This window comes from Gilliamella sp. wkB195 (assembly GCF_001690445.1).
Taxonomy (GTDB): Bacteria; Pseudomonadota; Gammaproteobacteria; order Enterobacterales; family Orbaceae; genus Gilliamella; species Gilliamella apicola_E.
In genome coordinates, this window is sequence record NZ_LZGP01000021.1 from 1 (window position 1) to 7,753 (window position 7,753).

Sequence of the window (7,753 nt, forward strand, 5' to 3'; positions counted from 1 at the left end):
ATTAAGAATTTTTTATTTAATATTTATTTGATTTTGGATGGAATAATAAATTATTTATAGATAATAAATAATTGAAACTATTTTGTTATGGATTGGTGATGACAAATATAGTCACCATATTTTGATAAAATTCATTTATCTATTAGTGAATAACTTTTATAATAATCGCCATTTAAAATGAATAAGAGTTAACAATGGAAAAGTTTCACGTTACAGGCCCAACTTCTTTAAATGGAGAAGTTGTCATTTCTGGCGCTAAAAATGCGGCGCTACCTATTTTATTTGCTGCAATTTTGGCTGAAAAACCAGTTGAATTACAAAATGTTCCCAAGTTAAAAGATATTGATACTACACTGGAACTTCTTGAGCAATTAGGCGTGAAATATCAACGGAATGGTTCTATTCATCTTGATGCAGGTCAGATTGATAACTATTGTGCGCCTTATGAACTTGTAAAAACGATGCGAGCTTCAATTTGGGCTCTAGGTCCTCTTGTTGCTCGATTTGGTCAAGGGCAAGTTTCATTACCAGGTGGATGTGCAATAGGTGCAAGGCCAGTAGATCTACATATTACTGGACTACAACAATTAGGTGCGACAATTACTTTAGATGAGGGGTATGTTAAAGCTACAGTTGATGGTCGTTTAAAAGGTGCTCATATTGTAATGGATAAGGTTAGTGTTGGTGCGACAGTTACTATTATGTGTGCAGCAACTCTAGCTGAAGGTAAAACGATAATTGAAAATGCTGCGTGTGAGCCAGAAATAGTTGATACCGCAAAATTTTTAAATACGTTAGGCGCTAAAATTACTGGTGCCGGTACTATGCGCATTGAAATTGAAGGTGTTGCTAGTCTTGGTGGTGGTGTACACTCAGTCGTTTCTGATCGTATTGAAACTGGGACATTTTTAGTTGCTGCAGCTATTTCACGCGGCAAAATAACTTGTCGTAAAACTGATCCAAGCTTACTTGATGCTGTATTATCAAAATTGAAGGAAGCGGGAGCCAATATTGAAACTGGCGAAGATTGGATTTGTTTAGATATGCAAGGTAAACGAGCAAAAGCCGTTAATATTCATACTGCACCTCACCCAGGTTTTCCAACTGATATGCAAGCCCAATTTTCATTATTAAACATGGTGGCAGAAGGCACTGGAATTATCAAAGAAACAATTTTTGAAAATCGTTTTATGCATGTACCAGAACTTATTCGTATGGGAGCTCATGGCGAAATCGAAGGTAATACTCTGATTACTCATGGTGTTGAGAAACTTAGTGGAACTCAAGTAATGGCAACTGATTTACGTGCTTCTGCGAGTCTAGTTTTGGCTGGATGTATAGCTGAAGGTTCAACAATTGTTGATCGTATTTACCATATCGATCGTGGTTATGATAATATTGAAAATAAGCTGAGAAAATTAGGCGCTAACATTGAACGTGTTAAATAGTTCTATTTTTAACATTTTGTAAAGACAGTTAGTTGATAGGAAGGGGTGTAATATGACAAAGCAAGCATTAGTTTTTTTATCAAATGGCTGTGAGGAAACTGAAGCCGTGACAACAATTGATCTGTTGACACGAGCTGGAATTAAAGTTACCTATGCAAGTATTACTGAAGATAAAATAGTTCAATGTTCTCGCGGTGTCACTATCCTAACTCAAAAAACATTTTCTGAAGTTAGTGATATTCATTTTGATGCGATTATTTTACCTGGTGGATTAGTTGGAGCTGAAAACTTTCGAGACTCTCAACAATTAATTGAAAAATTAAAGCAAGCTCATCAAGCCGGAGTTGTTATTGCAGCTATTTGTGCAACCCCAGCGATGGTTCTTCAACATCATAATTTATTCCCTAATGCATATATGACTGGTTATCCATCAACCAAAGATGCTATAAAAAATTGGAAATCGGATAGAGTTTATTTTGATGTTCAAAATAGAGTTATTACTAGTCAAGGCCCTGCAACTTCAATTGATTTTGCTTTAAAAATTATTGAAGTTTTATTAGACAAAAAGATTGCAGCCGAAGTAGCTGCGCAATTGGTGCTTCCACAAGGGATAGAATCCTACCAATAAATAGGTAACAAATGTCAAAATCACATTTGTATGAAAAATTAATTAAAAAGGCGACATTGAGTGCAGTTTTAATTTCTATTTTCCTTATCATTATTAAGTTAATTACGTGCTGGTTCACTGGCTCAATGAGTTTATTTGCATCACTGTTGGATTCAAGTATTGATTTGCTTGCATCTGGGCTTAACTTTTTCTTAGTCCGTTATGCATTAAAACCTGCTGATGATGATCATACTTTTGGTCATGGAAAAGCTGAATCATTAGCCGCATTAGCACAAAGTGCTTTTATTATTGGTTCGGCGACCATTTTATTATTATCAAGTATTAAATCTATTATTCATCCAACTGCAATAGAGTTCCCTTTATTCGGTATTATCGTATCTATGATTTCGGTTGTTGTGACTGCCACATTAGTTTTATATCAAAAGCATGTGATAAAACAGACAAATAGTAAAGCGATTCAAGCAGATATGTTGCATTACTCATCAGATTTGTTTATGAATATCGCAGTTATTATTGCACTATTTTTAAGCTGGTATGGTATTACGTATGCTGATGCCTGTTTTGCATTCTTTATTGCGTTATATATTTTTTATAATGCTTGTAAAATAGCCTATAGTGCAATTCAAGACTTATTAGATAAGGCTTTACCTGAAAGTGATAACCAAAGAATTAGTGAAATTGTCTCTTCTTATTCAAATGTGCGCGGTTTTCATGATTTGAAAACTAGGCAAGCAGGTCCGGTGAAGTTTGTACAGCTACATCTTGAATTAGATGATGATATGCCATTAATAAAAGCCCATGAAGTTGCTGATGCAATCGAAAAACATATCTCTAGAGAATTTGCTCCAGCCACAGTGATTATCCATCAAGATCCGATTTCTGTTGTTCCTCTTGAAACAAATCAGTTGAAAAATTATTCAAAATAGCTTCTAAACTTTATATTGTTAGTTAATTATTATGACTTTATAATAGCCAAAGGTTTATATATTGGAGTTATTTTTTATGATAAAAAAAATAGGTATTTTAACCAGTGGTGGTGATGCACCAGGGATGAATGCAGCTATTCGTGGAGTTGTAAGAACTGCGTTAACTGAAGGCTTAGAGGTTTTCGGTATCTATGATGGTTACTTGGGGCTTTGTGAAGATCGCATTGTCAAGTTAGATCGTTCTAGTGTTTCAGATATCATTACCCGAGGTGGAACATTTTTAGGATCAGCTCGATTTCCTGAATTTAAAGATCAAGAAATTAGAAAAAAAGGGATTGCTAATTTAAAGAAACATCAAATTGATGCTTTAGTGGTTATCGGTGGTGATGGTTCATATATGGGTGCGATGCGATTAACTGAAGAAGGTTTTCCATGTATTGGTTTACCTGGCACCATTGATAATGATATCCGAGGAACTGATTACACGATTGGTTATTTTACTGCATTAAGTACAGTTGTTGAATCTATAGATAGATTAAGAGACACTTGTTCTTCACATCACCGAATTTCTGTAATTGAGGTTATGGGGCGAGATTGTGGTGATTTGACATTAAGTGCATCAGTAGCTGGTGGTTGTGAATTTATGATCATTCCTGAAGTTTCTTATACTAAAGAAGACTTAATTGAAGAAATAAAATTAGGTTTTGCTAAAGGTAAAAAACATGCAATTGTCACTGTTACTGAACATATGTGTGATGTAAACCAGTTAGCGAAAGATATTGAAGCAGCAGTACATCATGAAACGCGAGCAACTATTCTAGGTCATGTACAACGCGGTGGTTCACCTGTACCTTATGATCGAATTTTAGGTTCACGTATGGGAGCTTATGCGGTTGAATTACTCATTGATGGTCATGCTGGACGTTGTGTTGGAATTCAAAATGGTAAATTGGTTCATCATGATATTATTGATGCTATCAATAATATGAAAAGACCATTTGATATGGATCTTTACAATACAGCGAAACGTTTATTCTAAATATTGCTCCATTGATAATCTAATAAGATGTGGATAATTGATATACCATAGTTTGATATTGGTTTTATCAATTATTCACTTTATAAGTTTAAAAATATTTTTTTAATAAATTCCAACAAATTTTTCTTTCCTTATTTTATTAATTTCGATAAAAATCATACTAATTGAGGAATTTTATGACATTACAATATAAGCAAGATAACGATCGTTTCTATGTATGTAATGACAATAATCAAGAAATAGCAGAAATGACGTTTACTCGAATTGGGCAAGATAAAGCAACCATCAATCATACCTATACAGATCCTAATTATCGTGGACAAGGAATAGCAGATAAGTTACTTGAGCTTGTGGTGAAAACATTAAAGCAAGAAAAACGCGAAATCATACCTTTATGTTCTTTTGCTGCGAGTAAGCTAGACAATTAATTGTGTTTCTATTTGATAAATATTTGTAATTTTTTCAGAAATTTGTCAAGAAATATTTTGTGCATTTTCTAAAATAATACTAGTTTTTATCTTGAAATTTTGTGCTAATGTATAGCAAATTTTCTTTGTTATGTTTTGCTAACTGAAATGACAATAGTCAAACCCCAAAAAATTCATTCTATTCATGTATTGCGTGGCGTAGCCATCATTATGATTGTTTTTAGCCATTGTTTAGGCGTATTTAAAAATAGCCATTTAATTGCTAATAGTTATTTATTTTCTTTTTTAAATTTATTCGCTTTTAATTTCACAACATTTTTTGTATTAATTGCGGGGTTTTTATTTCAGCATTTAACTTATAAATATAATGTAAAAGCGTATTATTTATCTAAGTTTAAAACAGTAGTTTGCCCATATATTTCTGTCTCGATATTTTGTTTCCTATATTTTCATTATCAATATCTATCCAGTTTACCTATTTTTTCGTTAACTGAACCAAGTTCAAGCACTTCGATCATTAAAATGATGTTGACCGGAACCCAGCTTTTGCCATTATGGTTTATGCCGATGATTATCATCATTTTCGCAATTAGCCCTTTATTATATAAATGGTCAAAAAAAAGTTTGATTATCGTAGGGTTAGTTTCGATGTTCTGGGTGGTTATGTTCACGAAGCCTGATTATACTCAGCCATTGCTAAATTTATTGCATTATGGACCTGTTTATTTGACGGGAATGATGATAAAGCAAAATTATGAAAAAATTATGAAACTAGTTAAAGATAATTTAGTTTTGGTGATTTTCTTTTTTGGCTTATGCTTTTTTATTCCATTTGCTTATCGCTATGTTGATCATCTTTGTGTTGAAAAACTTTATTACGATACATTACAAAAGATTATTTTATTTATTTTAGCACTTTATTTTTTGGATGGCTTGAACCATAAAAATAATGAAAGTAAAACATTTAAGTTTTTTTCTTTCATGGCAAATGTTAGTTTTCCAATCTACTTTGTTCATGAAATTATCGTAATCCTTTTAGAAGCACAGTTACTGAACTCACCTTTTGGATACATTATTAAAACAGATAATGGTGAATTAGCATCACTTGGTGCTATTAGCTTTTTAATATGTACATTAACTTTAAGTGTTCTTGTTGCATATACCATTAAATTAGTATTCAAAGATAAAGCAAAATATTTAATTGGTGGTAATCGTTAATATTTACGATAGTTAAATGAATACTTGATAGAAATTATGTGTTTTTATGGTTCAAAACATATAACAATATGTATCTTGAAGCAACATTTTGATTTTTCGAATTTTTATAGTAACAATTTTTGCTTTATCTAGAGTATATCAATATTGCTGCTGAACAAATAAAAAACAAACGGAATTCTAAGTGTGATTTTTCACTTGCCAAAAAAAAAGAAGTGCCTATAATGCGCATCCACTGACACGGCGTCAGCGAAAGCAGACGATAATGAAGTTGGTGAACAAGATCAAATTTTTTAAAAAAAGATCTTGACGAATAAAAAGGTGTAGCGTAGTATACGCAGCCCTTGAGACAGCAAACTGAAGTAAGAAATTGTGAAGTTAACTTAAAGCTGTCAGCTCTTTAAAAAGAAGAAACAGACAATCTGTGTGGGCACTTGCGAGACAAAAAATTAAAAGTCTACGGACTCAAAAAATTAAGTCTTGATAAGTGACACTGAAGATTCATTTGAATTATGTCAGAGACAGTTATTGAGCATCAAACTTTAAATTGAAGAGTTTGATCATGGCTCAGATTGAACGCTGGCGGCAGGCTTAACACATGCAAGTCGAACGGTAACATGAGTGCTTGCACTTGATGACGAGTGGCGGACGGGTGAGTAAAGTATGGGGATCTGCCGAATGGAGGGGGACAACAGTTGGAAACGACTGCTAATACCGCATAAAGTTGAGAGACCAAAGCATGGGACCTTAGGGCCATGCGCCATTTGATGAACCCATATGGGATTAGCTAGTTGGTGAGGTAAAGGCTTACCAAGGCGACGATCTCTAGCTGGTCTGAGAGGATGACCAGCCACACTGGAACTGAGACACGGTCCAGACTCCTACGGGAGGCAGCAGTGGGGAATATTGCACAATGGGGGAAACCCTGATGCAGCCATGCCGCGTGTATGAAGAAGGCCTTCGGGTTGTAAAGTACTTTCGGTAATGAGGAAGGTGGTGTATCTAATAGGTGCATCAATTGACGTTAATTACAGAAGAAGCACCGGCTAACTCCGTGCCAGCAGCCGCGGTAATACGGAGGGTGCGAGCGTTAATCGGAATGACTGGGCGTAAAGGGCATGTAGGCGGATAATTAAGTTAGGTGTGAAAGCCCTGGGCTCAACCTAGGAATTGCACTTAAAACTGGTTAACTAGAGTATTGTAGAGGAAGGTAGAATTCCACGTGTAGCGGTGAAATGCGTAGAGATGTGGAGGAATACCGGTGGCGAAGGCGGCCTTCTGGACAGATACTGACGCTGAGATGCGAAAGCGTGGGGAGCAAACAGGATTAGATACCCTGGTAGTCCACGCTGTAAACGATGTCGATTTGGAGTTTGTTGCCCTGAGTGATGGGCTCCGAAGCTAACGCGATAAATCGACCGCCTGGGGAGTACGGCCGCAAGGTTAAAACTCAAATGAATTGACGGGGGCCCGCACAAGCGGTGGAGCATGTGGTTTAATTCGATGCAACGCGAAGAACCTTACCTGGTCTTGACATCCACAGAATCTTGCAGAGATGCGAGAGTGCCTTCGGGAACTGTGAGACAGGTGCTGCATGGCTGTCGTCAGCTCGTGTTGTGAAATGTTGGGTTAAGTCCCGCAACGAGCGCAACCCTTATCCTTTGTTGCCAGCGATTCGGTCGGGAACTCAAAGGAGACTGCCGTTGATAAAGCGGAGGAAGGTGGGGACGACGTCAAGTCATCATGGCCCTTACGACCAGGGCTACACACGTGCTACAATGGCGTATACAAAGGGAGGCGACCTCGCGAGAGCAAGCGGACCTCAGAAAGTACGTCTAAGTCCGGATTGGAGTCTGCAACTCGACTCCATGAAGTCGGAATCGCTAGTAATCGTGAATCAGAATGTCACGGTGAATACGTTCCCGGGCCTTGTACACACCGCCCGTCACACCATGGGAGTGGGTTGCACCAGAAGTAGATAGCTTAACCTTCGGGAGGGCGTTTACCACGGTGTGATTCATGACTGGGGTGAAGTCGTAACAAGGTAACCGTAGGGGAACCTGCGGTTG

General features: G+C 36.5%; 6 protein-coding genes and 1 rRNA gene. All 7 read left to right on the top strand.

The annotated features are described in order from the left end of the window. The first annotated feature begins 194 nt into the window (after positions 1-194). Positions 195-1,448: a UDP-N-acetylglucosamine 1-carboxyvinyltransferase gene (gene murA, locus A9G08_RS05770; protein ID WP_065562785.1), complete on the top strand. Its 1,254-nt coding sequence runs from the start codon at positions 195-197 to the stop codon at positions 1,446-1,448. Between the two features lie 52 nt (positions 1,449-1,500). Next, entirely contained in the window at positions 1,501-2,076 is a 576-nt protein-coding gene (locus A9G08_RS05775; RefSeq protein ID WP_065562786.1) for a DJ-1 family glyoxalase III, read from the top strand. Positions 2,077-2,087: 11 nt separating this feature from the next. After that, on the top strand, positions 2,088-3,002 hold the full coding sequence (locus A9G08_RS05780) for a cation diffusion facilitator family transporter (protein WP_065562787.1): 915 nt from the start codon (positions 2,088-2,090) through the stop codon (positions 3,000-3,002). A 76-nt stretch (positions 3,003-3,078) separates the two neighbouring features. Then, complete coding sequence (pfkA, locus tag A9G08_RS05785; RefSeq protein ID WP_065562788.1) at positions 3,079-4,041, top strand: 6-phosphofructokinase; 963 nt, start codon at positions 3,079-3,081, stop codon at positions 4,039-4,041. A gap of 176 nt (positions 4,042-4,217) precedes the next feature. Continuing rightward, positions 4,218-4,469 (top strand): GNAT family N-acetyltransferase, encoded by a 252-nt coding sequence (locus tag A9G08_RS05790; protein WP_065562789.1) that lies wholly within the window; start codon positions 4,218-4,220, stop codon positions 4,467-4,469. A 147-nt stretch (positions 4,470-4,616) separates the two neighbouring features. Then, a complete protein-coding gene (locus A9G08_RS05795; protein WP_081299509.1) occupies positions 4,617-5,687 on the top strand; it encodes an acyltransferase in 1,071 nt (356 codons plus the stop codon). A 541-nt stretch (positions 5,688-6,228) separates the two neighbouring features. Next, positions 6,229-7,753, top strand: a 16S ribosomal RNA gene (locus tag A9G08_RS05800); the annotation flags it as partial.

What these genes read in the sequence shown, in the direction of transcription:
- murA (WP_065562785.1), top strand. Translation starts at nt 195, where the DNA reads ATGGAAAAGTTTCACGTTACAGGCCCAACTTCTTTAAATGGAGAAGTT.
- A9G08_RS05775 (WP_065562786.1), top strand. Translation starts at nt 1,501, where the DNA reads ATGACAAAGCAAGCATTAGTTTTTTTATCAAATGGCTGTGAGGAAACT.
- A9G08_RS05780 (WP_065562787.1), top strand. Translation starts at nt 2,088, where the DNA reads ATGTCAAAATCACATTTGTATGAAAAATTAATTAAAAAGGCGACATTG.
- pfkA (WP_065562788.1), top strand. Translation starts at nt 3,079, where the DNA reads ATGATAAAAAAAATAGGTATTTTAACCAGTGGTGGTGATGCACCAGGG.
- A9G08_RS05790 (WP_065562789.1), top strand. Translation starts at nt 4,218, where the DNA reads ATGACATTACAATATAAGCAAGATAACGATCGTTTCTATGTATGTAAT.
- A9G08_RS05795 (WP_081299509.1), top strand. Translation starts at nt 4,617, where the DNA reads ATGACAATAGTCAAACCCCAAAAAATTCATTCTATTCATGTATTGCGT.